Here is a 24,540-nt window from a genome sequence, read left to right as displayed (position 1 = left end):
GATCAACAGGTTGAGGCGATGACCACAGAGCAGGACATGATCACCACGCCCGTCACCACCGACATGCTGCGCGGCTTCCTGGAGATGGAGACGACCGCGCGCGGCCTGCTGCCGCACCGGCTGCCCGCCCGGGCCCGCCACCAGTTCCCCGACGACCAGTTGGTCGTCGCCGAGGCACAGCCCTCCGGGGTACGGCTGGTCTTCCGCACCCGGGCCAGGACCGTCGAGCTGGACACACTGCCCACCAAGCGCGTCTACCGGGGTTTCCCCGCCGTGCCGGACGGCGTGTACGACCTGCTGGTCGACGGTCGGCTCACCGCCCAGACCACGGTGATCGGCGGCAATGTGCGCACGGTCACCGACATGATCACCCAGGCCTCCGAACTGACCGAGGGGCGGCCGGGCACCGCCCGGTTCGCCGAGCTGCCGGCGGGCGACAAGACCATCGAGATCTGGCTCCCGCACACGGAGGTGACCGAGCTGATCGCCCTGCGCACGGACGCCCCGGTCGAGAAGGCGCCGGACCGCGGGCGCAAGGTGTGGCTGCACCACGGGAGTTCCATCAGTCACGGTTCCAACGCCGCGCATCCGAGCGGAATCTGGCCGGCGCTGGCAGCCGCGCAGGGCGAAGTGGAGCTGGTCAACCTGGGGTTCAGCGGCAACGCCCTGCTCGATCCGTTCACCGCCCGCGCGATGCGGGACGCTCCCGCGGACCTCATCAGCGTCAAGATCGGCATCAACATCGTGAACGCCGACGTGATGCGCCTGCGTGCCTTCTCCCCCGCGGTCCACGGTTTCCTCGACACCATCCGTGAGGGGCATCCGACGACACCGCTGCTGGTCGTCTCCCCCATCCTGTGCCCCGTCCAGGAGGACACTCCCGGGCCCCTGATGCCCGAACTCGACGGCGGCACCGTGCGGTTCAGGGCGACGGGCGATCCGGCCGAGCGCGCCACCGGGCGCCTGACTCTCACCATGATCCGTGACGCGCTCGCCCAGGTCGTCGAACAGCGGGCGACCGAGGACCCGCACCTCCACTACCTCGACGGCCGCGAACTCTACGGCGAGACGGACTTCGCCGAACTCCCGCTGCCCGACGGGGTCCATCCCGATCCGGCGGGACATCGGCGCATCGGGGAGAACTTCGGACGGCTGGTGTTCGGGGAGGGGGGTCCCTTCGCGCTGGGGGCCGGCTGAGTCCGGCCGGGGCTCGCTCGCGACAGCGGCCCCTGTCCACCAGACCCGGCTGAGCAGGACCCCTGCCATCGGCAAGCGGCCGGAAGGGCTTGCGCACCTGCCCCGGTCGTGTGGCACGCTCACCAGCGACCGGACCGATCAGCTCCGGTCGCGTCACCAGGCTTGATCGTGGAAAGGCAGCGACATGCGCATCGGACTGCTCGGCACCGGCCCTTGGGCGCAGATGGCCCACGCCCCCGCCCTCGGCGGACACGGCACGTGGGACTTCGCGGGTGTGTGGGGCCGCCGCGCCGACGCCGCCAAGGAACTGGCCGACCGCCACGGCGTACCTGCCTACGACGACGTCGACGCGCTGATCGCGGACGTGGACGCCGTCGCCATCGCGCTGCCCCCTTCCGTGCAGGCCGAGTTGGCGGTGCGGGCCGCGCGGGCGGGGCGGCATCTGCTGCTGGACAAGCCGCTCGCCCCGACCGTGGAGCAGGGGCGGGCCGTGGTGGACGCGGTGCGGGAGGCCGGGGTCGCGTCGGTCGTGTTCTTCACCACCCGCTTCGAGCCGGCGTGCGAGGCGTGGGTGACCGAACAGGCCGCCGCCGGGGGCTGGTTCACGGCGCGGGCGGAATGGCTCGGCTCGGTGTTCACCAGCGACAGCCCGTTCATGAACTCGCCCTGGCGGCGGGAGAAGGGCGCTCTGTGGGACGTCGGCCCGCACGCCCTCTCGGTGCTGCTGCCGGTGCTCGGTGACGTCCGCCGGGTGGCCGCCGCCGTCCGTGGCCCGGGCGACACGACGCTGTTGGTCCTCGACCACGAGGGCGGCGCCTCCAGCACCCTGACACTGAGCCTCACCGCGCCGACGGCCGCGGCCGGAGCCACGGTCGAACTGCGCGGTGAGGCCGGGGTGACCAGCATCCCGGACGGCTCGGACGACGCGGTCTCCGCCTTCGGACGGGCCGCCGACGCGCTGGGCGAGTCCGCCCGCACGGGCCGGCCGCACCCGTGCGACGTGACCTTCGCGCAGCGGGTCACCGAGATCCTGTCGGAGGCCGAGGCGATGGTGGACGGCGGGACCGCCTGAGCGCTGGTCAGTCGCCACCGGGTGGCTCCTCGTCCTCGTCGAACGGCTCGTCGCTCCACCGGAACCACGCCCGCTCCCCCTCGATGTGCAGCAGGAACTCGGGCACGGGCCCGTCCGGCGAGGTCAGCGTCACCCGGCGGCTGATCTCGTCGTAGGCCTCCTCCCACCGCTGCCAGTCGGCGTCCCCCTGCGCCAGGGCGAGTTCGCGCGCGAACAAATCCCGTACGGCCTCGAAGGCGGGACCGGCGGTGAACTTGCCGGACAGCCAGGGGAAGTCGGCGTCGTCGATCAGGATCTCCCCGACCGATTCCTCGCCCGTGCGCACCTGCCAGACCTCGCCCACGAACCCCATCGCGCCTCCGTCCCACCGTGGACCGACCGGCCGTAGATCGACCTGCCGCCAGCATGGCACCCGGCACTGACAGTCGGCCCGGCCCACGGGACGGGCCGGGCCGACTGGTGTGCGCGTCTACCGTCCGACGCGCCTACGCGACGACATGGAAGTTCAGGCGCTCCCGTACGACCGGGAAGCCCGCCTTCGCGAAGTGCGCGGCCATCGGGAAGTTGCCCTGGTCCGTGGCGGCGGAGATGAACTCGGCGCCGTGCTCGGCGAGGTAGTGCGTGCACTCGGCCAGCAGATCGAGGGCGTAGCCGTGACCGCGCTGTTCCGGCACGACTCCGATGAAGCCGATGCAGGGGCCCGCCGGGTTGTGGGCCGGGATGTGGATGCCCGCGAGGTCTCCCTCCGGGGTGCGGGCGACCTGCCACCACTCACGCGGGGACGGGCACCACCGGAAGAAGTCGATCTCCTCCTGCGCGGCCCGGTCGGTTCCCCCTTCCCGGATGGCCTGTTGGGCGTGGGCGTCGAGGGTGACGGAGTGGATGCGGCGCAGCGCGTCGAAGAAGACGTTGTCGTCGGGTTCGGGGGCGAAGACGAGGCGTCCTGGTCGCTCCGGAAGGCCGCACTCCGGGGTCCATCGGTAGAGGAACCGCTCCACGAGGAGTTCGTAGCCGACGGCGCGCAGGGCGGTGAAGCGTGCCTCGGCCGCGCTGCGGAGCTCGGGGTTGTCGCGCCAGCCGGTGGGGAGGTTCAGCTCGGCGCCGACGCGCCAGGGTGCGCCGCGCAGGAGTTCGGCCGCCGCTTCCTCCTCGCCCTCGATGAGGTCGAAGGCGGCGAGGGTGAGGGGTTCGGTGTCGTCGGGGCCGCCCCACCAGGCGGCGCGTGCGACGACCCTGCCGTCGCGCAGGGCCAGCCGCTGCCATTCGGGCCGCCAGGTGGTGAGCCGGTGCGCGGTCCGGGTGTCGAGCGGGTCGGGAAGGGTGTCGAAGAAATGCGCGTCGCTGTCGTCGAGCGCGCGGATGACCAGATCGGTCATGGGGTGTCCTCCGGGAGGGGTACCGCGTGGAGCGCTCCCGGTCAGGTCACGTAGGGCACACCGGGTGAACGGGGAGGGAGCGCTGGGGTGTTGTGCACTTCATCGCACTCGCCTCCTTCCGCTGGTCTCGGGGCGTGCACGCACACCGTAGGTGATCGTTCTCCCGGTCGTCCACCGCTTTTACGGGTCCGGCCCGGCGGAGCGCGGGTCCGCCGGGCCGGTGCGCGTCACTTCGGGAGCTGTCCCGGGTCGGTGCCCCAGCTCGTGTTGGGCTCGGTGGCGAGGCGGACGTCCAGCCGGCCGCCCTTGAGGGTGAGTCCGGCGCCGGTCCACGCGCGCGTGAGGGTGTGTCCGTCGAGGCGTACGGCGTCGACGTACTGGTGGGTCTCGTCGGCGTCGGGCGCGGTGACGACGATGTCGGTGCGTCCGGGCCGGTCGAGGACCGTCTTCGGGAACAGCGGTGCGCCGAGCAGCAGGTCGGCGCTGCCCGGGGTGCGCGGATAGATGCCGATGGCGGAGAGGACGTACCAGGCGGACATGGTGCCGAGGTCGTCGTTGCCGGGCAGGCCCTTGGGTCCGGTGCCGTAGGCGGTGTCGAGGATCTGGCGGACGGTCGCCTGGGTCTTCCAGGGCAGGCCGAGTGAGGTGTAGAGCCAGGGGGCGTGGATGTCGGGTTCGTTGGTGGGGTCGTAGCGCAGGGCGTCGCCGCCGCGGACCGACCAGGCGCCGTCGGCGGTGTGGAAGAAGCCGTCGAGCCGGGTGGCGGCCGTCTCACGTCCGCCCATCGCCTCGGCCAGTCCCTGGACGTCCTGCGGGATCATCCAGACGTACGCGGCGGCAGAGCCCTGGGCGAAGCCCAGGTCGGACGCCGGGTTGAACGGGCCCACCCAGGAACCGTCGAGGTTGCGGGCCTGGACGTAGCCGGTGGCGGGGTTGAAGACGTTGCGCCAGTAGGTGCCGCGCTCGGTGAAGGTCTTCGCCTCGGCGGTACGGCCCAGCAGCTTCGCCCACTGGCCGAGCGCGGAGTCGGCGACCGCGTCCTCCAGGGTCTCGGCGGCACCGCCCCAGCAGTGGCAGGCGTCCTGGGCGGCGTAGTGGGAGGTCATGTACTGGGCGAGGTTGGGGCGTTGGCCCACGCACTGACCGGGGCATCCGGCGTCCGACAGTTCGTCGGGATTCGGCACGGTGGCCTGATGGACGAGGGAGTCGAAGGCGCCCTCGTAGTCGAAGTTGCGGACGCCCATGGCGTAGAAGGTGGCCAGGGTCGCGGCGGACGGGTCGCCCGTCATGACGTGGGTGGCGCCGCTGATGTGCACCCAGCGGTCCCAGATGCCGCCGTTCTGCTTCGAGAAGTTGTAGAGCGACTGGGCGAAGTCACCGGCGACGGTGGGCTTCAGGAGGGCGAGGAGCTGTATCTGGGCGCGGTACTGGTCCCAGCCGGAGAAGTTGCTGTACTGCGCCCGCTGTCCGCGCGCCAGCCGGTGCACGGCCTGGTCCATGCCCCAGTAGCGGCCGTCCTCGTCGCTGATCAGGTTGGGCTGCATGAGGGCGTGGTAGAGCGCCGTGTCGAACGTCTGGCGGCGTGCGGGGGTGCCTCCGTCGACGCGCACGGTGTTCAGTTCGCGGTCCCACGCGCGGGCGCCCGCTTCGGCGACGTCGGCCACGCGTGCGTGCGGGGCGATCTCCTGGCGCAGGTTGGACTCGGCTCCGCGGAGGCTGACGTAGGAGATGCCGATCCGCATGTGGACATCGTTGTCAGACGCCGTGTCGAAGCCGACCCAGCCGCCCGATCCGCGGCCCGCGCGGTCGGCGCCGGTGGCGTATCCCTCGCCTCCGGAGGCGGTCGTCGAGCCGGGGGACACGGTGCTGTCGTGCCAGGTGCCGACGGTGGAGAAGGCGCGGTCGAAGGAGGCGCTGAAGTAGAGCTTGTAGTAGCTCTTGCGGTTGTTGACACCGCCGTTGGCGCGGCGCCCGCAGAAGGCTCCCGTGTACACCCAGCCGGTCACCTTGTGATGGGCGGTGTCGATGTCGACGTGTGCGTCCTGGCTGCCGTTGAGGGAGTTGGAGACGCGGAAGAGCAGGTTCGCGGGACGGTCGGCGGGGAACGTGAAGTCGGCCACCCCGGAGCGCTTGCCGACAGCCAGGTCGGCGGTGGCTCCGGAGGCGAGGCCGAGTGTGTAGCGGCCGGGGGTGGCCTTCTCGTCCGCGTGCGAGAAGTCGGACGCGTACACGGCGTCCTTGGTGTCGGCCGACGGGGACGAGGTGACGTCGCCGACGAACGGCATGATCGGTACGTCGCCCGCCGCGCCCGGGTTGCAGCCGGCGCCGTTGACATGGGTGAGGCTGAGGCCGCGGATGCGGGTGGCGCCGTACTCGTATCCGTTGGCGGCGCCCGTGCTGGTCTGGTCGCCGGTGGTGCTGGTCGGGGACCAGGCGATCATGCCGTACGGGAGGGTGGCGCCGGGAAAGGTGTTGCCGCCGTTGCTGGAGCCGATCAGCGGGTCGACGAGTGAGGACGGCCTGGCGGACGGGGAGTTCGCCGCGACGGCGGGGAGCGGCGCGGACGCGGCGAGTGCGGTCGTGACCGCCACGGCCGCGGCTCTGAAGCCGAACCGCCGTGCCGTACCGAGGAGTTGGTGACGCATGCGTCAAGTGGCCTTTCGGGGAGGGGACATGGGGATGAAGAGGGAGATGGAGAGGGACGTGGGGCGGGGAAGGACAGGGGGCGTCGCGAGGCTAGGAGGTCGCGCGGCGGGACGGAAGAGGCCCTCGGGTACGCGTGATGAAGCACGCGTGAACGCTTCACCACGCGGGTGAACGGTCCGCCGCGCACTTAAGTGATCCTTAAGCGGGGGTTAAGCCTCACCTCTCGTCATGTCTTCGCAGGTCAGCGCGGTGGCGGGTTCCGGTGGAACCGTTGGCCACAGGAGTGCTCATGCGTAACATCGGGCCCCGGCGGCGGTGCCGACGCACGCTGTGAGAGCGCTCTCAGCGTCGGCATCGTCCGCTCCGAACAGCCCGACTCGCCCGGAGGTCCCCCCACATGACTGCCCGTCACCACCGCCCGCTCGGCCGCCGCAAGCTCCTCTTCGCCCTCGGCGGCGCGGCGGTGGCCGCTCCCGCCGTCGCCGCACTCGCCCCCTACGCCCTCGCGGACACCAAGTCCACGCAGGCCACGGCCGCGCAGGCGGGCGCCCTCCCGCTGACGCTGGTCAACAACAGCGGCTCGTTCGACAACGCCAACGTGCACGTCTACGTCGTGGGCAACGTCGACGGCAAGCAGGTGCGGGTCACCCCCGACGGGACGATCGCGCCGATCGCGCTCTCGGACAACGGCGCCGACGGTTTCACCGACTACGCGATCAGCCTCGGCTCCGGTGCGGAGACGACGCTGTCGCTCCCGTACCTGTCGGGCCGCATCTACGTCTCGCTGGGCGCGAAGCTCAAGTTCAAGGCCGTGGCGGACGGCGACGGCAATCCGGCGCTCCAGTACCCGGCCGGCTGGGTCGCCTCCGACCCCAACTACGGGGTGCTGCACGACTGCGCGGAGTTCACGCACAACGCGTCCGGCATGTTCTGCAACACCACGATGGTCGACATGTTCAGCGTGCCGATGAGCATCCGGCTGACCGGCGCGCAGGACCAGACGACGGGCACCCTGCGCTCCGGCGGCCGGGCGTCCGTGTTCGACGCCGTCCGGAAGGTCGAGGCGTTCGCCCCGCTCGTCGTGGACGACACGCGGGTCATCGCGCCGGGGCACGGGCTGGACGCGGGCCTGTTCGCCGCGGACTACTTCACGCCGTACATCGACGAGGTGTGGAGCACGTACACCGGCAAGGACCTCACGGTCACCACGAACGCGGGTGCCTTCACCGGGCGGGTGCGCGCCGACCGGTTCACGTTCACCGGACCGGCCTCGGTCTCGTTCGCCAAGCCGTCGACCCGGGACGTGCTGTTCTGCGACGGTGCCCTGGCCGCCCCGAACGACGGCACCACGGGCCCGGTCGCGGCCGTCCTCGGCGCCGGTTTCAACCGCTCCACGCTGCTGTCGAACCCGGCCCAGCCGACCACCGACGCGTCGGGCTTCTACGCCACCGACCTCACGAACCACTACGCGAAGGCGGTCCACGCGGCCACCGCCGACGGCAGGGCGTACGGCTTCGCCTTCGACGACGTGGCGGACTTCGCGAGCTACGTCCAGGACACGGCACCCACCGGGATACGGCTCACCCTCACGCCGTTCTAGCCGCTCGGCGTGCGGCGCCGGGCCCGCCGTAGGAGCGTGGTGGTGTGGGAAAGGTGCGCGTTCCGTGGTTCGGCCGGGACCGGGAGCCGGTCCGGCGGGGGTGGCTCCGGGGCGCGCCGCCGCCCGTGTGGGTGCGGGTGCTGCCCTGGGCGCTGGCGGCGGGGACGTGCGTGGCGACGCTGGTCAGCCCGCACGCGCTCGACATCGGCTTCCTGCTGGGGGCGATCCCGCCGCTGGCCGGGCTGTCGTACGGGCCGCTCGCGACCGCGCTGCTGGGCGCCGCCTCGATCGGGCTGCTGACCGTGCCGGCGTTCCATCTGAACGATCCCGGTCAGACCGATCTGCTGACGGTGCTGTTCGTCGCGGTGCTGAGCGTGTTCGTGTCCTTCGTCCGCAGCCGCCGTGACGCCCAGCTGGATCTGGAGCGCACGGTCGCCGAGGCCGCCCAGCGGGCCGTCGTGCCGCCCTTGCCGGAGCGGGTGGGGCCGGTGGGGTGCGTGGGGCTGTACCGGGCGGCGCAGCGCGGGACGCTGGTCGGCGGGGACTTCTTCGACGTGCGGGCCGGGCCGTACGGCGTGCGGGCGGTCATGGGTGATGTGCAGGGGCACGGGCTGTCGGCGGTCTCGACGGTCGCGTCGCTGCTGGGAGCGTTCCGGGAGGCGGTGCTCGACCTGCCGGAACTGGAGGCGGTGGCCGCGCGGCTGGACCGGAGGCTCGTGGTGGACTCGGCGCGGTCGGAGCACGCGGAGCTGTTCGCCACGGCGGTGCTGCTGGAGTTCTCCGCGGACGCGGGGGCGGTGCGGATGGTGGCCTGCGGGCACCCTTCGCCGGTGCTGCTGCGCGACGGCCGGGTCACGGAGATCGACGTCGAGGCGTGGACGCCGCTCGGGCTGGGGCTGTCGGACGTCGGTCCGCCGAGCGGTGCGACCCTTCGGCTCCGGCCCGGGGACCGGCTGTTCCTCGCCTCCGACGGGGTGTGGGAGGCACGGGACACAGACGGGTCCTTCTATCCGTTCGTCGACCGGCTGGCCCGCCTCGCCGACGGGGACCCGGCGTCGATGGCCGAGCGGGTGTGGGCGGACCTGCTGGGGCACGCTCCGGAGATCCGGGACGATGTGACGATGCTCGTGCTCACTCCCCTGGCGCAGCCCCCGGCACAGCAGGCGAGTTGAGGCTGAGGCTCACGACTGCGGCTCGTGGTCTCCCTCGGCGTCGATGTGCGGCAGGATCCGGTCCAGGAACCGCGGTGTCCACCAGGCGTGCCGCCCGAGCAGGGTCATCACCGCCGGGACCATGAGCAGCCGTACGACGGTCGCGTCGATGAGGACGCTGACGGCCAGGCCGAGGCCGAGCATCTTGACCACGATGTTGTCGCTGACGACGAAGGCCGCGAAGACGCTCACCATGATCAGGGCGGCGCAGGTGATGACGCGCGCGGTGATCTCCAGGGCGTGGGCGACCGAGGCCTTGGCGTCGCCGGTGCGCAGCCAGGCCTCGTGGACGCGGGAGAGCAGGAAGATCTCGTAGTCCATGCTCAGGCCGAAGATGATCGCGAACATCATCATGGGGACGTAGCTCTCGATGGGGACCTTGCCGGAGACGCCCAGCGCGGGGCCGCCCCAGCCCCACTGGAAGACGGCGACGACGACGCCGTAGGAGGCGGCGATGGAGAGCACGTTGAGGACGGCGGCCTTGAGGGCGACGAGGAGGCCGCGGAAGACGGCGAGGATGATCAGGAAGGCCAGCGCGACCACCACGCCGATGATCAGCGGCAGTCGGCTCGACACGATGTCGCGGAAGTCGACCTGGGCCGCGGTGGTTCCGGTGACGTAGCCCTTTGCGGAGGTGCCGGAGACCGCGTCGGGCAGGGTGTCGTGGACCAGGCGGTTGGTGAGGTCGGTGGTGTCGGCGCTCTGCGGGGACTGCTTCGAGTAGACAGTGCCGACGAGGACGTCGCCGTCCTTGGTGGTCGTCAGCGGGGTGACCTTGGCGGCGCCCTGGACCCCGTCGAGGGTCTTCTGCGCCTGGCTCGACAGGTCCGAGCGCTGGGCGGCCGGGACGCCCGTCTGGTCGATGACGACGGTGAGCGGGCCGTTGGAGCCGGGGCCGAAGGCGTCGGTCATCAGGTCGTAGGCACGCCGGTCCGTGAACGAGGTGGGGTCGGCGCCGTCGCCGATGTGGCCGAGCTGGATCGAGAACACCGGGATGGCGAGGACGACGACGGTCGCGATGCCCGCCGCGAGGAAGGTCCACGGCCGGTGTTCCACGCGCTGTGCGTACCGGTGCCAGGTGCCGGTGGGTTCGGTGCCCGGTTCGGCGTCGGTCTCGGCGACCGGGCGGCGCACCCGGTAGCGGTCGATCCGTCTGCCGACGAGTCCGAGCAGGGCGGGCACGAGGGTGAGCGCGCCGATGACGGCGGACACCACGGTGACGGCGGCGGCGAGTCCGAGTTTCCCGATGAAGGGCACTCCGGACACGAACAGTCCGGCGAGCGCGATGATCACGGTGCAGCCGGAGACCAGGACGGCCCGGCCGCTGGTGGCCGTGGCCTGTCCGGCGGCGCGCACGGGATCGCTGCCGTTCATGAGGTTCTGCCGGTGCCGGGTGATGAGGAACAGGGCGTAGTCGATGCCGACGCCGATGCCGATCATCGTCGCGAGGGTCGGTGACACCGTCGCGAAGGTGAAGGCGGCGGCCAGCAGCCCGAGGCAGGCGAGTCCGCCGATCACGCTGATCAGGGCGGTCACCAGGGGCATCGCGGCGGCGATCACGCTGCCGAAGCCGATCAGCAGGACGACGATGGCCACGGCGAAGCCGATGAGTTCGCTGATCTTGTCGTTGGCGGCGGGCCGGGCCAGTTCGCCGAGCGGTCCGCCGTACTCGACCTGGGCGCCGGCGGCGCGCAGCGGTGTGACGGAGGTGTCGACGCCGTGGAGGTAGCCGTCGCCGAGGGTGGACGGCTGGACGTCGAAACGGATGGTGATGTACGCGGTCCTCGCGTCGGAGGAGAGGGGGCCGACGTTCGGTCCTGAGGACGCCGGTGGCTGCGTGCCGGGCTGTGGCAGCGGGTTCTGGACCGACAGCACGTGCGGGAGTTTCTGCAGGTCGCCGACCGTCTCGGACATCTGCGAGGTCAGGGAGGTGAGCTGCTTGTCCTTGTCGTGCAGGACGATCTGGCTGCTGTAGCCGCCGGCCGCCGGATCGTGCTCCTTGAGGACCTGCAGCCCGTGCTGGGACTGGACGCCGGACAGCGAGAAGTCGTCCGAGTAGTCGCCGCCGAAGGACCTGTTGAGGATCTGGAGCGCGGCCAGCGCGACGAGCCAGCCGACGATGACGATCACGAAGTGCCGGGCGCACCACTCCCCCAGCCGTCGCAGCACGCCCTTGGCCGCGGCCCCGCTGCCCCCTGCTATGGAATCCGTGGACACCATGACCTCGGCCTTTTCCGCCAGGGGACATTTCCGACACCCTCATTAGACGCCCACGGGATCACTCCGGCATCTCGGGCCCGCGCTCGCGCGTCGGTCAGCCCACGTCCCACAGGAAGCGGTGGGTGTGGATGCCGAAGTAGGGGAACGACCGGACGCCGCGGACCCCTTCGAGGGGCCGCACCACGTCGTTCACGAAGTCCAGCAGGTCGCGCGGCCCGGGGGTGACCACCTCGGCGAACAGGTCGAAGCCGCCGGAGGTGAGGACGGAGTACACCACCTCGTCGCGCAGGGCGAGTTCGTCCGCGACCGCGCGGGGGTCGCCGTCCACCTCGATGCCGAGCATGGCCATGGCCTGGCCGCCCATGGCCATCGGATCGGTCACCCCGACCACCTGAACGGCCCTGGAATCCAGCAGGCGTTGGAGCCGCTGCCGGGCGGCCGACGCGGACAGCCCGACCTTCGGTCCGAGGTCGGCGTAGGCGATACGGCCGTCGGTCTGCAGTTCGCGCAGGATGGCGCGGTCGATGTCGTCCACGTGCGTGTCTCCAACTCCCGGCGTCAGGAGGCCAGTTCGGCGAGCGCGTCGGCGAAGACCCGGGTGTGGGTGTCGACGTCCCGCTCGGTCGTGTCGGGGCACATGAGCGCCATGCTGTGGAACGGGGTCAGCAGGACGCCCCGGTTGGCGAGGTAGAGGTGGAGGAAGTCCTCCAGCTCCGGGTCGCCCGCCGCCTCGGACTCGGTGCCGGTGCGCGGGGCCGGGGAGGCGAAGCGGTACTCGCTGCGGGCGCCGAGACGGCTGACCGTCCAGGGCAGCGCGTGGGCGTCGATGCCTTCCTGGACCCCGGCCGCGAACCGCTCGGACAGCTTCGCCATGTGCGCGAACGCCCCCTCGGTCAGGACGTGTTCGAGCGTGGCGCGCATCGCGGCGACGGACAGCGCGTTGCCGGCGAGGGTGCCGCCGACGCCGCCCATGTCGACCAGGTCCAGGTCGGCACGGCCGAGCAGCCGGTCGGCGAGGTCGGCGGAGAGGCCGTAGGCTCCGGCCGGGATGCCGCCGCCGATCGCCTTGCCGATGGTGAGCAGATCGGGTTCGAGGCCCCAGGCCGCGGTGCAGCCGCCGGGGCCCGCCGAGAAGGTGTGGGTCTCGTCGTTGATGAGCAACGTGCCGTGTTTCCGGGTCAGTTCGCGTACGGCGGCCAGGTAGCCAGGCTCGGGCAGCACGATGCCGATGTTGGTGAGCGCGGGTTCCATGAGGACGGCGGCGACATCTCCGTGCGCCAACTCCCTTTCCAGCTGGGCCGGATCGTTGAACTCGGCGACGCGGCTGGTGAGCGTGACGTCGCAGGGGGCGCCGACGTTGCCGGGTCGGGCGGTGCCGTGGCCGTCCGGTCCGACGACGATGAGCGACTCGTCGACGCTGCCGTGGTAGCTGTAGCTGTTCACCAGGATCTTGGGGCGGCCGGTGACGGCACGGGCGAGCCGGATCGCCCAGCGGTTGGCGTCCGTCGCGGTCAGCGCGAAGCTCCAGCGGGCGAGCCCGAACCGGCGGGTCAGCTCGGCGCCGACCCATTCGGCGTCCTCCGTGGGCAGCATCGCCGTGGCGCCGCCCTGTTCGGCGAACCGGCGGTGCACGGCCTCCGCGACGACGGCGGGCGAGTGACCGGCCATCGCTCCGGTGTCGCCGAGGCTGAAGTCGATGTACTCGTGGCCATCGATGTCGGTGACGCGGGCGCCCCGGGCGGTGTCGAGGTAGCGCGGGAAGGCGCCGGCCGTCTTGTTCATCCAGGTCATCGGCACCCGCCCGAAGAGATGCTCGGCGCGGGCGTAGGCCGCCTTCGAGCGCGGGTTGAGCCGCTCGGCCTCGGCGCTCTCCCGGGCGAGCAGGTCCTTCAGGCGCGTGCGGTCCATGGGATACCTCGGTGGCGTCGACGACGGATCGTCCGGACTCTAAGGCCGAAAGAAGCGAGTGAACAAGACGTGGCCGCTGTATCGATTGCGGTGACGATCGATTCGCACTCATGTCCCACTGGGACACAAGTCTCACCGGGTCTCATGTCCCATGGGGACATCATGGGTGTACGGTCGAGGACATGAAGGCAATGGAGCCCCCCGCCGAGACCGTCGGCGCACCGGCCAGGACCCTCGACGGCCCGGCAGGACACGTCGGCGCCCCCGCGGATCCCGTCGGCACCGCCTCGGTGGACCGGCGGCAGCGCAAGGCGCGGCAGACGCGGCACGCGCTGGCGACGGCCGCGGTGGACCTGATCCTGGAGCACGGCCTGGCGGCGACCACGGTCGAGGCGATCGCGGAGCGCGCGGACGTCACGCGGCGCACCTTCAGCCGGCACTTCACCGGCAAGGAGGACGCGGCGCTCGACTTCGTCCGGGGCGACGGCGACCGCATCAACGCCCTGCTGCGGACCCGCCCGGCCGCCGAACCGCCGCTGCTGGCCTATCGCAGGGCGGTGCGCGACTGGCTCGCCGACCGGGAGGACCCGGCCTGGCACCTGCGCCCGCGGATGCGGCGGCTGCTGGCCCTGGTGGACCGGGAGCCCGCCCTGTTCGCCGCCTACGAACGCATCCGGGTCGACGCCCAGGAGGAGTCGATCCGCATCCTCGCCGACCGGCTCGGCACCGACGACGTGCGGGATGTCCGCCCGGCCGTCGTGGTCGACGCCGCCGCCGGAGTCCTGACGGCCGCCCTGCGCATCTGGGCGCGCCGCACGGACGAGCACGACTCGGGAGCCGCAGACCTCGCCGCCCTGGTGGAGCGGGCCTACGACGCCCTGATCGGGGAGGCCGCGGACGCGGCGTCCCGCAGCACTACCGAAGAGTGAGCACATCATGAGCACCACCCCCGCCACCGCCCCCGACTACGCCACCGAGTTCGCCGGCCGGACCGCCCTCGTCACCGGCGCCGCCTCCGGCATCGGTCTCGCCACCGCCCGCCGCCTGGGCGCGGGCGGCGCGAACGTCGTCATCGCCGACTTCAACGTCGAGGGCGCCGAGACGGCCGCCGCCGAGCTGAACGCGGAGGGCGTCAAGGCAGCCGCCGTCGCCCTAGACGTGACGAGCCCGGAGTCCGTCGAGGCGGCCGTGCGCTTCACCGTCGACACCTTCGGCGGCCTCGACCTGGCCGTGAACAACGCCGGGATCGGCGGCCCGAGCGCCCCGACCGGCGCCTACGACATCGAGGCCTACGACCGCGTCATCCGCACCAACCTGGACGGCGTCTTCTACTCGCTGCGCCACGAACTCCCGGTCATCGAGGCCGCGGGCCGGGGCGCGATCGTCAACGTCGCCTCCATCCTCGGCTCGACGGGCTTCGCGGGCTCCCCCGCGTACGTCGCCGCCAAGCACGGCGTGGTCGGCCTCACGAAGACCGCCGCCGCCGAGTACGCGTCGAAGAACATCCGCATCAACGCGGTCGGCCCCGGCTTCATCGACACCCCGCTGCTGCGGGGCATGGACAGCACTGCCTACGACGGCCTCGTCGCCCTCCACCCGGCGGGCCGCCTCGGCCGCTCCGAGGAGGTCGCCGAGCTGATCGTCTTCCTGCTCTCCGACCGCGCCTCCTTCGTCCACGGCAGCTACCACCTCGTCGACGGCGCCTACACCGCCGTCTGAGCCCGGGAAGGAATCCGACCATGAAGGCACTTCAGTACCGCACGATCGGCGCCGCCCCCGAAGTGGTCACCGTCCCCGACCCCGAACCCGGCCCCGGCCAGGTCCTGTTGAAGGTCACCGCCGCCGGCGTCTGCCACTCCGACATCGCCGTGATGAGCTGGCCCGCGGAGGGATTCCCCTACGACCTTCCGCTCACCCTCGGCCACGAGGGCGTCGGCACGGTGGCCGCGCTCGGCGCCGGGGTCACCGGCGTCCGGGAGGGCGACTCCGTCGCGGTGTACGGCCCTTGGGGCTGCGGCACCTGCGTCAAGTGCGCCGAGGGCAAGGAGAACTACTGCCTGCGGGCAGCCGAATCGGGCATCCACCCGCCGGGGCTCGGGGCACCGGGCGCGATGGCCGAGTACCTCCTCGTGGACGACCCCCGGCACCTGATTCCGCTCGACGGTCTCGACCCGGTCGCCGCGGTCCCGCTGACGGACGCGGGGCTGACCCCGTACCACGCGATCAAGCGGGCGCTGCCGAAGCTGGTGCCGGGTTCGACGGCCGTCGTCATCGGCACGGGCGGGCTCGGCCATGTGGCCATCCAGCTGCTGCGCGCGCTGACGTCGGCACGGGTGATCGCGCTGGACGTGAGCGAGGACAAGCTGCGGCTGGCGCGCCAGGTCGGCGCCCACGAGACGGTGTTGTCCGACGCTCAGGCGGCGCAGACGGTCCGCGACCTGACCGGCGGGACCGGTGCCGAGGCCGTCTTCGACTTCGTCGGCGCGGACCCCACCGTCCGGACGGCGGGCGCGGTCGCGGCCGTCGAGGGCGAGGTGGCGATCGTCGGCATCGGCGGCGGCTCCCTGCCCGTGGGCTTCGGGCAGCTGCCCTTCGAGGTGTCGGTCCACGCCCCTTACTGGGGCAGCCGTGCCGAACTCGCCGAGGTCCTGTCGCTGGCCCGGTCCGGCGCGGTGTCGGTGCACACCGAGACGTTCACGCTCGACGAGGCCCCGCTCGCCTACGAGCGGCTGCACGCCGGGACGATCAACGGCCGCGCGGTGATCCTTCCGAACGGCTGACGCACGACGGCCGGCCTCTCAACTCGCTTTCCCCACACGCCATTTCCGACAGTTGGCGCAGAAGCGAACAGAGGCCGGTCAGTTTCGGAGCGAACTCCTGTTACACCGTGCGAGAGCGGTCGATGACGGTGTGTACTGTGCTGCGGGCGCCCCGCCTCCGGAGCCCGGACCCAGCCCTGCCCGTCGTCGCTTGGACTCGATTCGATGATCGAATTACCGGACCTGGTGGCCGGTGCTCTCGCCGCCGGCACACTGTCCGCGCTGGCACTGCTCGGTACCGGGCTGCTGCGCTCCAGGCGTCAACGCGCCCTGCAGTACGCGGAGATCACCGCGCTGCGGGACCGACTGGACGGTGTCCAGGCGGAGTTGGTGGCCGAGGTCGAGCATCTCGCGGGCCTGCGGGTACCGGCCGCCGCCCGGCAGCTCACCCATCCGCGGGCCGCCGTACCGGGGCCCGCGCAGCCGCAGTTCATCGGTTCGCCCATCGGGATCGCCCTCGAAAGCGTACTGAGCGCCGTCCGTTCGGAACTCGGCGCGCAGCGCACCCGCGTCGACGCCGCCGCGCAGGCGGGGATGCGCGGGGCCACCCGGGAGATCCAGGCCGCGCTGTACCGCTTGCAGGACGCGCTGCGTTCGCTCCAACAGCGGTACGACGAGCCCGAGTTGGCGCAAACCCTGTTCATGCTCGACCACGAGAACGAGCAGTCGCTGCGCCGCGCGCAGGTCGCCGCCGTGGTCTGCGGGGCCTGGGTCGGGCTCGCCCGCGAGGAGTCGCACCTCGTCGAGGCGGTGACCGGCGGCCAGGCCCGGCTCGCCGGATACCACCGGGTCCGGGTGAACAACCACCTCGAAGCCGGTACCGCGCTCGTCTCGCACGCCGTCGAACCGGTCGCCGTCATCGTCGCCGAACTCCTCGACAACGCGCTGCGGCACTCCGCCCCGGACACCGACGTCGTGGTCAACCTGGAGCACGTCCACCACGGCGTCTGCGTGACCGTCGACGACGCCGGGCTCGGCATGACCCAGGACGAACGCGACCACGCCCGGCGGATGGTGGCCGGTTCCGACCCGATCCTCCTCACCGACCTGGGCGACCCGCCCCGCATGGGGTTCGCCGCGATCGGCCGGCTGACCCGCCAGTTCGACCTGGGCGTCGACGTCTCCTCGCCCTCCCCGTACGGCGGCGTCCGCGCGGTCCTGCGCGTCGACAGCCACCTCCTCAGCCGTATCGACCCCGAGCAGCGGCCGCCCGCCGCCGGTGCCCCGCGCTCGACCCGCCGGACCCCGGAACCGGCCCGCACGCCGGCACCCACGCACGCCTACGGTTCCAAGCGCGACGAGCCGGCCGTGCCGGAAGCGTCCGGGCATCGGACCGTGCCCGACAACGGAGGCCTGCCGCGTCGGCGTCGCCGTACCCCGGTCGGCGCGCCGACGGCACAGGCCACGTCCGCGTCGCACCCGCCGCAGCGCGGCCCGGAGCAGGCCGCCGCGGCACTCGGCGCGCTGCAGTCCGGTACCGCCGCCGCGCGTGCCGCGAGCGACGGCGCCGGAACCTCCGCCGCCGATGAATCCGTAGCACACGACAGACACGCGACCGACTACGAAGGGGGAGCGGCTAGATGACCAGCCGCGATGGGGGCGACACAGCCTGGGTGCTGGATCCGATCCTGGAGGTGCCGCATGTGGTGGCGGCGGTGCTGCTGACCCGGGACGGGCTGGTGCGGGGATACACCGACACGCTGTCGCAGCCCTCGGGCGAGCGGGTGGCCGCGATCACCAGCACGGTGCAGGGCGCGTGCCGCGCCGCCGCGGCGGCCTTCGCCGACCGGGACCGGGCCGAGATCCGGCAGGTGGTGATCGAGTCGGACCTCGGGTACGTGCTCATCGTCCCCACGGATCACGGGACGTGTGTGGCGGCCTACGGCGACACCGAGGTGCGGCTGGATCTGCTGGCGCACCGGGTGCACTCGCAGGTGGCGCGGCTGGGCGAGAAGGCGATGGCCGCCGCTGCGCGGGGAGTTGACGGCGGCGCGTCGGCATGACGGGCCGCCGCGGCGGCCGTCCTCTGGTTCCCGCGTATCTGTCGACCGGCGGTGTCGCCCGGCCCAGCCGCCCGCATCTGGAGCGGCTGACGGTGCTCAGCGGCAGCGGCGAACCCGCTCCCGCCGAGCTGCCCGCCGCTCAACTCGCCCTGTTGGACGCCCTGTTCGGCGGTTCGCTGACGGTGGTGGAGGCGGCGGTCCTGCTGGAACTGCCGGTCTCCGCTATCCGGGTCCTGGCAGCCGGCCTGCTCGACCTGGGTCTGGTGCTCGCCCGTGCCCCGATCCCGCCCGCCGAACACTTCGACCCCGACCTGCTGAAGAGAGTGGCCGATGGCCTACGCGCCCTCAAGCACACCTAGCGGCATCCATCTGCCGGACACCGCCCACGAGTTGGTGAAGATCCTCGTCGCGGGACCGTTCGGGGTGGGCAAGACGACCCTGATCGACTCCGTCTCCGAGATCCGTCCGCTGCACACCGAGGAACGCCTCAGCGAGGCCTCCGTGCACGTGGACGATCTCGACGGGGTGCGGGAGAAGGCGACGACGACCGTCGCCGTCGACTTCGGGCGCATCAGCCTGCCCGGCGGGATCGTGCTGTACCTGTTCGGCACCCCGGGCCAGGAGCGGTTCCGGGCGCTGTGGGAGGACATCGCGTACGGCGCGCTCGGGGCGCTCGTCCTGGTCGACAGCCGCCGGATCGACGCCTCCTTCGACGTGCTCGGCATGGTCGAGGAGAGCGGTCTGCCGTACGCGGTCGCCGTCAACACGTTCCCGGACGCGCCCCGGCACCACACCGCGGAGCAACTGCGCACCGCCCTCGACCTGGAGTCCACGACCCCGCTGGTGACCTGCGACGCCCGGGACGCGGACTCGTCCGTCGACGCGCTGCTCGCGCTGGTCCAGCATCTGATCGACCGCGACCCTCCGGAGCACCGGTGACGACCACCCCTTCGCCCGTCGAGCCCGTCCGGCCCGTCCACCCGGTCCGTCTGTGGGAGGACGCCTTCGCGCGCGACCCCTACGGCCACTACGCAGCCCTGCGCGCGCAGGGTCCGGTCGGCTGCGCCGAACTCGCCCCGGGCGTACCGGCGTACGTCGTCACCGAGCGGCGGGCGGCGCTGGAGCTGCTGCGGGACACCGACACGTTCTCGCACGACCCGCGGCCGTGGGAGACGACCGTGGCGGAGGACTCGCCGGTCCTCGGGATGATGCGCTGGCGGCCCAACTCCCTGTTCGCGGACGGCGCGGCGCACGTCCGCTACCGCGCCGCGCTGATCGACGCCTTCGAGCGGATCGAGCCGCACGACCTGCGCGCGCGGGTGCACCGGGCGGTGCATGCGCTGGTGAGCCGGATCGGGCCGCGCGGACAGGCCGATCTGGTGGGCGAGTTCGCCCGCCCGCTGATGGCGATGGTCTTCAACAGCCTGTTCGGACTGCCCGACAGCCAGAGCGAGCGGCTGGACCGGGCACTCGGCATGATGATGGAGGGCGGGCCTCAAGCGGCCGAGGGCGAGGCGGAGTTCGGAGGCTACGTCCTCGAACTCATCGCCGCGAAGGCCGAGGTGCGCGGCGACGACCTGCCGAGCTGGCTCCTGGACCATCCGGCCGGGCTGAGCCCCGAGGAGGTCGCCTGGCAGGTGTTCCTCACCCTGGGCGCGGGGCACGAGCCGACCGCGAACCTGGTGTCCAACGCGCTGTCCCGCATCCTCGGCACCTCCGTCTACTACTCCACCCTGACCAGCGGCGCCCGGCCGGTCATGGACGCCGTGGTGGAGGTGCTGCACCACGAGACACCGCTCGCCAACTACGGCATCCACTACGCCCGTTCGCCCGTGACGTTCCACGGCACATGGATCAGGCCGGCCGTCCCGGTGGTCGTCTCCTACGGCGCGCTCGCGCACTTCGCCGAGCAGGAGGTCGTCGACGGCCGGCATCCCAAGGACGCCTCGCACCTGTCGTGGTCGGCGGGACCGCACGCCTGCCCGGTCAAGCAGCACACGCTGCTCATCGCGACGGAGGCGATCGAGCGGCTCACCCTGTGGCTACCGGACCTCGAACCCGTCGTGGCCCGCGAGGAGTTGACGTGGCGGCCGGGGCCCTTCCACCGCTCGCTCACCTCCCTGCCCGTGCGGTTCAGCCCCCACTCCCCCGACGAGCCAGGAGACCTGTCGTGACCGTGTCCGACCGCATCGTGCTCGATCCCTTCGGCGCCGACATCGCCGCCGAGAGCGCCAGGCTGCGTGCCCTCGGCCCGATCGTGCCCGTCGAACTCCCCGGCGGCATCCCGGCCTGGGCCCCCACGGGCTATGACACCCTGAAGGAACTGATCCTCGACCCGCGGGTCAGCAAGGACCCGCGGCTGCACTGGAACCGGTGGCCCGAGATCGGCGAACACCCTTCCTGGGGCTGGGTGTTGGGCTGGGTCGGCGTCATCAACATGCTCTCCACCTACGGCACCGACCACGCCCGGCTGCGCAAGCTCGTCGCACCGAGCTTCACCCACCGGCGCACCGAGGCGATGCGCGCCCGGGTGGAGGCCATCACCGCCGAACTGCTCGACGCGGTCGCCGCCGACGACGCCGAGGTGATCGACCTCAGGGCGGCCCTCGCCCATCCCCTGCCGATGCGGATCATCTGCGAACTGTTCGGCGTTCCGGACGAGTTGGTGGACGACACCGGACGGCTGATCGCGGCCATCATGGACACCTCCGACCCGACCCCGGAGCACGCGGCGTCCGTGCAGCGGCAGATCGGCACCGTACTGCCCGCGCTGATCGCGTACCGCGGCGAGCACCCGGGCGACGACCTCACCACCGAGCTGATCCGGGTGCGCGACGAGGACGGCGACCGGCTCAGCGACGAGGAACTGCTCTACACGCTGCTGCTGGTGATCGGCGCGGGCTTCGAGACGACGGTCAACCTGATAGGCAACGCGATCGTCGCCCTGCTCGGCCGTCCCGAGCAGCTGGAGGCCGTGCGGGCCGGGAAGACCGGCTGGGACGCGGTCGTCGACGAGACCCTGCGCGTCCACCCGTCGATCGCCTCGCTGCCGCTGCGCTTCGCGGTCACCGACCTGACCGTCGGGGACGTCACCGTCCCGGCCGGGGACGCCATCATCACCACGTTCGCGGCGGCGGGGCTCGACCCCGCGCACTACGGCCCGGACGCGGGCGTCTTCGATCCGGCCCGCGGCGCGGACGACCATCTGTCCTTCGGCATCGGTGTGCACCGCTGCATCGGGGCGCCGCTCGCCCGGGTGGAGGCCCTGACCGCCCTGCCCGCGTTCTTCGACCGCTTCCCGGACGCCCGGCTCGCCGTCGACGCGGACGCGCTGCGCCAGGTGCCGTCGTTCATCGCCTTCGGCTGGCGGGAGATACCGGTACGGCCGCGGGGCTGAGCCGGGGCGGGCTCCTCCGGTCGGTGGGACCGGTCCGCCGCGGCCTCGGGGGGGGGATGGGCCGCGGGCGGAACCGTCCTGCCCGGGTTTCGGGGGGAGAAGACCCGGGCGCACTGGTCGGCTTCCCCCGTTTTCCCGGGCCACACATCGACCGGCGGTGGGCCCGCGCGGCGCCCCTCGCGGCTACGGCATAAGCTCGGCGGGTGGCCAAGTACTTCGACGTGCACCCGGACAATCCGCAGCCCCGCACCATCTCCCAGGTCGCGGACAGTGTCCGCTCGGGAGCGCTGATCGCGTACCCGACCGACTCCTGCTACGCGCTGGGGTGTCAGCTGGGCAACCGTGACGGCATGGAGCGGATCAAGACGATCCGGCACCTGAACGACCGGCACCACTTCACGCTGGTGTGCCAGAACTTCGCCCAGCTGGGCCAGTTCGTGCACATCGACAACGACGTGTTCCGCGCCATCAAGGCCTCCACGCCCGGCAGTTACACCTTCATCCTGCCGGCGACGAAGGAGGTGCCGCGCCAGCTGCTGAACGCCAGGAAGAAGACCGTGGGCGTGCGCATCCCCGACCACGTCGTCACCCAGGCCCTGCTGGCCGAGCTGGGCGAGCCGCTGCTGTCCAGCACCCTCCTGCTGCCCGACGAGGAGGAGCCGATGACCCAGGGCTGGGAGATCAAGGACCGGCTCGACCACGTGGTGGACGCGGTGGTCGACTCCGGGGAGTGCGGCACGGAACCGACGACCGTCATCGACTTCTCGAACGGCGAGGCCGAGATCGTCCGCGAGGGCGCGGGGGACGTCTCCCGCTTCGAGTGACCCCGCTCCCCCTTGGCGCGACCCCGGCGGAGGGGTCGCAGGCGGGCGTGCCACGATGATCGCGACACGCCGCGCCGGGCCGGCAGGTGGCCCGGCGACCATCCGCAGGGAGGCACCCCCGCCATGACCGCCGTACAGGGCACAGCCGTGGACATCCCCACCGAGGACGGCATCGCCGACGCCTATCTGGCTCACCCCGGCGACGAGCGACCCCGTCCGGCCGTGCTGCTCTACCAGGACGCCTTCGGGCTCCGCCCGCACCTGGAGTCGATGGCCGACCGGCTGGCGGAGGCCGGCTACACGGTCCTCGTCCCGAACGTGTTCTACCGGAATGGCCGCGCGCCGGTGGTCGAGCTGCCCGAGTTCATCGACCCGCACGAGCGCCCGGAGATCTTCGAGAAGGTCGGCCCGCTGCTCATGGGCCTGACCCCCGATCTCGTCGAGCGGGACGCCGGTGCCTATCTGCGCTGGCTGGCCGAGTCGCCGCTGGTCGCGGACGGACCGGTGGCGATCACCGGGTACTGCATGGGCGCCCGGCTGGCGCTGTACACCGCGGGCGCCTACCCGGACCGGGTCGCCGCCGCCGCCGGATTCCACGGCGGACGGCTGGCCACCGACGACCCGAACAGCCCGCACCTGGCCGCCGAACACATCACCGCCGAGCTGTACTTCGGCCACGCCGACCAGGACCCCTCGCTGCCCGAGGACCAGATCAAGCGGTTCGAGGAGGCGCTGACCGCGGCCGGTGTGCGGCACCGCTGCGAGGTCTACCCGGGCGCGCAGCACGGCTACACGCAGGCCGACACCTCGTCGTACGACGCGGAGGCCGACGAGAAGCACTGGGTCGCTCTGCTCGACCTGCTGGACCGCACCTTCTGATCGGCGGACCGCCTTCACGGGTTCAACCCGGGTGCCCACGGCGCGCGTCGTCGTGGGCACCTTTCGTTCAACTCATTGACATGCACGCGCCTCGGCGCGACGCTGAGAGCGCTCTCACACAGGTACGGACCAATTTCGTACACCCCCACACGGAGGTGAGTAGTGCTCGCCCGACTCCTGCGTCGACTGGGTGCCGCGACCGCGGTGGCCACGATGATCGCGCTGGCCACACCCCTGACGGCGGACGCCGCGGTGCCCGCCACGATCCCGCTGAAGATCACCAACAACTCGGGCCGCGGCGACGCGGTCTACATCTACGACCTGGGCACCAACCTGGCCACCGGCCAACAGGGTTGGGCCGACGCGAACGGCACCTTCCACGCCTGGCCGGCCGGCGGCAACCCGCCCACCCCGGCACCGGACGCGTCGATCCCCGGCCCGGCGGCCGGTCAGACCAGCACCATCCGGATCCCCAAGTTCTCCGGCCGCATCTACTTCTCGTACGGCCAGAAGCTGGTGTTCAAGCTGACCACCGGCGGCCTGGTGCAGCCGGCCGTGCAGAACCCGACCGACCCGAACCGCACCATCCTCTTCAACTGGTCCGAGTACACGCTGAACGACTCCGGCCTGTGGATCAACAGCACCCAGGTGGACATGTTCTCCGCGCCGTACGCGGTCGGGGTGCAGCGGTCGAACGGGACCACGGCCACCACGGGACACCTCAAGGCGGGTGGCTACACCGCCTTCTTCAACGGGCTGCGCGGACAGTCGGGCGGCTGGGCCAACCTGATCCAGACCCGGTCCGACGGAACCGTTCTGCGAGCGCTCTCACCGGGCTACGGGGTCGAGACCGGCGCCCTGCCGAGCACGGTGATGGACGACTACATCAACCGCGTCTGGTCGAAGTACGCGTCGTCGACCCTGACCGTGACACCGTTCACCGACCAGCCGAACACCAAGTACTTCGGCCGGGTGTCGGGCAACGTCATGAACTTCACCAACAGCTCCGGCGCGGTGGTCACCAGCTTCCAGAAGCCGGACGCGGCCAGTGTCTTCGGCTGCTACAAGTACCTCGACGCCCCCAACGACCTTGTGCGCGGCCCGATCTCGCGCACGCTGTGCGCGGGCTTCAACCGCTCCACGCTCCTGGTCAACGCCAACCAGCCGGACACCACCACGGCGAACTTCTACGCGGACGCGGTGACCAACCAGTACGCGCGCAGGATCCACGCGCAGATGGCCGACGGCAAGGCGTACGCGTTCGCGTTCGACGACGTCGGCGCCCAGGAGTCCCTGGTGAACGACGGGAACCCGCAGCAGGCCTATCTGACCCTCGACCCGCTGAGCTGAGCCGAGCCGAGCCGAGCCGAGCCGAGAGACCGGAACAC

General features: G+C 71.8%; 22 protein-coding genes. 16 read left to right on the top strand and 6 right to left on the bottom strand.

From position 1 onward, the window contains the following. The first annotated feature begins 18 nt into the window (after nucleotides 1-18). Entirely contained in the window at nucleotides 19-1,197 is a 1,179-nt protein-coding gene (locus ACIPTO_RS36735) for a GDSL-type esterase/lipase family protein (RefSeq protein WP_401199328.1), read from the top strand. 184 nt (nucleotides 1,198-1,381) lie between these two features. Beyond that, on the top strand, nucleotides 1,382-2,269 hold the full coding sequence (locus ACIPTO_RS36730) for a Gfo/Idh/MocA family protein (protein WP_401199326.1): 888 nt from the start codon (nucleotides 1,382-1,384) through the stop codon (nucleotides 2,267-2,269). Nucleotides 2,270-2,276: 7 nt separating this feature from the next. On the opposite strand, the gene ACIPTO_RS36725 is transcribed toward ACIPTO_RS36730, so the two are convergent. From ACIPTO_RS36725 to ACIPTO_RS36715, 3 genes are all read right to left on the bottom strand, one after another. Next, the gene (locus ACIPTO_RS36725; protein ID WP_401199324.1) at nucleotides 2,277-2,621 is read right to left on the bottom strand and encodes a hypothetical protein; all 345 of its coding nucleotides are present in this window, start codon (nucleotides 2,619-2,621) and stop codon (nucleotides 2,277-2,279) included. Between the two features lie 133 nt (nucleotides 2,622-2,754). After that, complete coding sequence (locus tag ACIPTO_RS36720) at nucleotides 2,755-3,645, bottom strand: GNAT family N-acetyltransferase (RefSeq protein ID WP_401199322.1); 891 nt, start codon at nucleotides 3,643-3,645, stop codon at nucleotides 2,755-2,757. 227 nt (nucleotides 3,646-3,872) lie between these two features. After that, nucleotides 3,873-6,290 (bottom strand): GH92 family glycosyl hydrolase, encoded by a 2,418-nt coding sequence (locus ACIPTO_RS36715; protein WP_401199320.1) that lies wholly within the window; start codon nucleotides 6,288-6,290, stop codon nucleotides 3,873-3,875. A 398-nt stretch (nucleotides 6,291-6,688) separates the two neighbouring features. Here ACIPTO_RS36715 and ACIPTO_RS36710 point away from each other — a divergent pair, with 398 nt between their 5' ends. Further along, nucleotides 6,689-7,891, top strand: coding sequence for a glycoside hydrolase family 64 protein (locus ACIPTO_RS36710; protein WP_401199318.1), 1,203 nt, complete (start codon nucleotides 6,689-6,691; stop codon nucleotides 7,889-7,891). A 44-nt stretch (nucleotides 7,892-7,935) separates the two neighbouring features. After that, entirely contained in the window at nucleotides 7,936-9,063 is a 1,128-nt protein-coding gene (locus tag ACIPTO_RS36705; protein WP_401199316.1) for a PP2C family protein-serine/threonine phosphatase, read from the top strand. A gap of 9 nt (nucleotides 9,064-9,072) precedes the next feature. On the opposite strand, the gene ACIPTO_RS36700 is transcribed toward ACIPTO_RS36705, so the two are convergent. The 3 genes from ACIPTO_RS36700 to ACIPTO_RS36690 all read right to left on the bottom strand — a co-directional run bounded on the left by ACIPTO_RS36700 (nucleotide 9,073) and on the right by ACIPTO_RS36690 (nucleotide 13,230). Further along, nucleotides 9,073-11,322 (bottom strand): MMPL family transporter, encoded by a 2,250-nt coding sequence (locus ACIPTO_RS36700; RefSeq protein WP_401199314.1) that lies wholly within the window; start codon nucleotides 11,320-11,322, stop codon nucleotides 9,073-9,075. A gap of 94 nt (nucleotides 11,323-11,416) precedes the next feature. Continuing rightward, nucleotides 11,417-11,857, bottom strand: a complete 441-nt coding sequence (locus tag ACIPTO_RS36695; RefSeq protein ID WP_401199312.1) for an Lrp/AsnC family transcriptional regulator — start codon at nucleotides 11,855-11,857, stop codon at nucleotides 11,417-11,419. 23 nt (nucleotides 11,858-11,880) lie between these two features. Next, the gene (locus ACIPTO_RS36690) at nucleotides 11,881-13,230 is read right to left on the bottom strand and encodes a transaminase (RefSeq protein ID WP_401199310.1); all 1,350 of its coding nucleotides are present in this window, start codon (nucleotides 13,228-13,230) and stop codon (nucleotides 11,881-11,883) included. A gap of 182 nt (nucleotides 13,231-13,412) precedes the next feature. Here ACIPTO_RS36690 and ACIPTO_RS36685 point away from each other — a divergent pair, with 182 nt between their 5' ends. The 12 genes from ACIPTO_RS36685 (at nucleotide 13,413) to ACIPTO_RS36630 (ending at nucleotide 24,502) form a co-directional block, all read left to right on the top strand. Then, complete coding sequence (locus ACIPTO_RS36685) at nucleotides 13,413-14,159, top strand: TetR/AcrR family transcriptional regulator (protein ID WP_401199308.1); 747 nt, start codon at nucleotides 13,413-13,415, stop codon at nucleotides 14,157-14,159. A gap of 7 nt (nucleotides 14,160-14,166) precedes the next feature. Beyond that, complete coding sequence (locus ACIPTO_RS36680) at nucleotides 14,167-14,949, top strand: SDR family NAD(P)-dependent oxidoreductase (RefSeq protein WP_401199306.1); 783 nt, start codon at nucleotides 14,167-14,169, stop codon at nucleotides 14,947-14,949. A 20-nt stretch (nucleotides 14,950-14,969) separates the two neighbouring features. Then, a complete protein-coding gene (locus tag ACIPTO_RS36675; RefSeq protein ID WP_401199304.1) occupies nucleotides 14,970-16,010 on the top strand; it encodes an NAD(P)-dependent alcohol dehydrogenase in 1,041 nt (346 codons plus the stop codon). Between the two features lie 204 nt (nucleotides 16,011-16,214). Next, nucleotides 16,215-17,633, top strand: a complete 1,419-nt coding sequence (locus ACIPTO_RS36670; RefSeq protein ID WP_401199302.1) for an ATP-binding protein — start codon at nucleotides 16,215-16,217, stop codon at nucleotides 17,631-17,633. Next, nucleotides 17,630-18,052 (top strand): roadblock/LC7 domain-containing protein, encoded by a 423-nt coding sequence (locus ACIPTO_RS36665; RefSeq protein ID WP_366315553.1) that lies wholly within the window; start codon nucleotides 17,630-17,632, stop codon nucleotides 18,050-18,052. The genes ACIPTO_RS36670 and ACIPTO_RS36665 overlap by 4 nt, the downstream gene beginning before the upstream one ends. Further along, nucleotides 18,049-18,411: a DUF742 domain-containing protein gene (locus ACIPTO_RS36660; RefSeq protein WP_401199300.1), complete on the top strand. Its 363-nt coding sequence runs from the start codon at nucleotides 18,049-18,051 to the stop codon at nucleotides 18,409-18,411. Before ACIPTO_RS36665 ends, ACIPTO_RS36660 begins: the two co-directional genes overlap by 4 nt. Beyond that, the gene (locus ACIPTO_RS36655; protein ID WP_401199298.1) at nucleotides 18,383-18,991 is read left to right on the top strand and encodes a GTP-binding protein; all 609 of its coding nucleotides are present in this window, start codon (nucleotides 18,383-18,385) and stop codon (nucleotides 18,989-18,991) included. The genes ACIPTO_RS36660 and ACIPTO_RS36655 overlap by 29 nt, the downstream gene beginning before the upstream one ends. Next, nucleotides 18,988-20,226 carry a cytochrome P450 gene (locus ACIPTO_RS36650; RefSeq protein ID WP_401199296.1) on the top strand — a complete coding sequence of 413 codons (1,239 nt, stop codon included), beginning with the start codon at nucleotides 18,988-18,990 and terminating at the stop codon, nucleotides 20,224-20,226. The genes ACIPTO_RS36655 and ACIPTO_RS36650 overlap by 4 nt, the downstream gene beginning before the upstream one ends. Further along, nucleotides 20,223-21,449, top strand: coding sequence for a cytochrome P450 (locus tag ACIPTO_RS36645; protein WP_401199294.1), 1,227 nt, complete (start codon nucleotides 20,223-20,225; stop codon nucleotides 21,447-21,449). The genes ACIPTO_RS36650 and ACIPTO_RS36645 overlap by 4 nt, the downstream gene beginning before the upstream one ends. 203 nt (nucleotides 21,450-21,652) lie before the next feature. Next, on the top strand, nucleotides 21,653-22,273 hold the full coding sequence (locus ACIPTO_RS36640) for an L-threonylcarbamoyladenylate synthase (RefSeq protein ID WP_366315562.1): 621 nt from the start codon (nucleotides 21,653-21,655) through the stop codon (nucleotides 22,271-22,273). A gap of 123 nt (nucleotides 22,274-22,396) precedes the next feature. After that, a complete protein-coding gene (locus ACIPTO_RS36635) occupies nucleotides 22,397-23,152 on the top strand; it encodes a dienelactone hydrolase family protein (RefSeq protein ID WP_401199291.1) in 756 nt (251 codons plus the stop codon). Between the two features lie 213 nt (nucleotides 23,153-23,365). Next, on the top strand, nucleotides 23,366-24,502 hold the full coding sequence (locus ACIPTO_RS36630; RefSeq protein ID WP_401199478.1) for a glycoside hydrolase family 64 protein: 1,137 nt from the start codon (nucleotides 23,366-23,368) through the stop codon (nucleotides 24,500-24,502). The last annotated feature ends 38 nt before the right edge of the window (nucleotides 24,503-24,540 follow it).

The organism is Streptomyces sp. NPDC090083, assembly GCF_044747445.1.
GTDB lineage: Bacteria > Actinomycetota > Actinomycetes > Streptomycetales > Streptomycetaceae > Streptomyces.
The sequence above is the reverse complement of the archived record's forward strand: the minus strand, read 5'-3'. Positions and strand labels throughout refer to the sequence as shown.